General features: G+C 64.6%; 1 pseudogene. It reads right to left on the minus strand.

Features of this window, described 5'->3' with window-relative positions:
• Nucleotides 1-9: 9 nt before the first annotated feature.
• Nucleotides 10-1,354: pseudogene (locus tag ACEK02_RS17275) on the minus strand (Tn3-like element ISMpo10 family transposase); the annotation flags it as partial.

Here is a 1,354-nt window from a genome sequence, read left to right on the forward strand (position 1 = left end):
AGATATACGCTAAGGTTTTGCCGTGCCTTCGACGGCGCGCATCTGGCGAAGCGGTCTGAGCGCGGTGGATGGCGCATCGGGATCGGTCCAGAGGTAATCGCCGGTGAGATTGATATGCTGCCAACCGAGCGGTGATAGGTGTTGCAGCAGGTCCGGCGGGACCGGCCGGCCGAGGTTGGCGAGATGCATCCGGGCGGCTTGCAGGTAGGTCGTGTTCCACAGGACGATGGCACCGGCGACGAGGTTCAGCGCGCTCGCCCGATGGCTTTGGGCTTGCAGCGCATGATCGCGGATACGGCCGATGCGATGGAAGAAGATGGCGCGTTTCAGGGCATTTTCCGCTTCTCCCTTGTTGAGTTCGCGGGTGGCGCGGCGACGCTGTTCGGGCTGCTCGATCCAGTCGAGCGTGAACAGGGTACGCTCGACGCGACCGATCTCGCGCAACGCCAGTGCCAGGCCGTTGGCGCGTGGATAGGAGCCGAGCCGTTCCAGCATGATCGAGGCGCTGACGACGCCTGTGCGGATCGAGGTTCCCAGTCGCAGCACGTCGTCCCAGTGTGCCTCGATCAGACCTTCGTCGATGCGGCCCGCGACCAGCGGCGCAATATCGGGGCCGGGTTCGATGCCGTTAAACAGGTGCAAACGGCGTGCGGCGATATTCGGGATACGCGGCGCGAACCGGAACCCAAGCAGATGACATAGCGCGAACACATGGTCGGAGACGCCCCCGCCATCGACGTGATGCTCTTCGATGTGCAGATCGGCGCCGTGGTGGAGCAGCCCGTCGAGCACCTGTGCCGCCTCGCTCGCCGAAGCGGAGATAACTGTGGAATGGAACGGCGCGTAGCGATCCGAGACGTGGCTGTAAAAGGAGACAGCCGGCTCTGTCCCCTTGTGCGGATTGACTGCGCCGGTTGCCTGGGCGCGGCGGTCGAGCGGAAAGTTCTGACCGTCTGAGCTGGACGAGGTGCCGGACCCGAACAGCGCGGCCAGCGGCGCGGTGTGTTGGGCGTCGACAAGCCGGGCGAGCGCGCGACCGTAGGTTTCCTCGCGCAGATGCCATGAGGCGAGCCAACCGAGTTGGCGCTGGGTCACGAGATTGCAGGCTTCCGCCATGCGCGTATGGCCCAGATTGGTGGCATCGGCGAGCACCGCCGTGAGGATCGCACGTGGTTCATCCGCGGCACGGCCACTTTGCAGATGCGTGAAGCACTGGCTGAACCCGGTCCATCGATCGACTTCGGCAAGAAGGTCGGTGATGCGGATCGCGGGCAGATGCGCATAGAGCGGCGCAAGGGCGGTATCGGATTCCTCGGGAGTAATCGCCTTCAAGGGCGAAATCCGCAGCCTGCCC

The organism is Tardiphaga sp. (assembly GCF_041424195.1).
GTDB lineage: Bacteria > Pseudomonadota > Alphaproteobacteria > Rhizobiales > Xanthobacteraceae > Tardiphaga.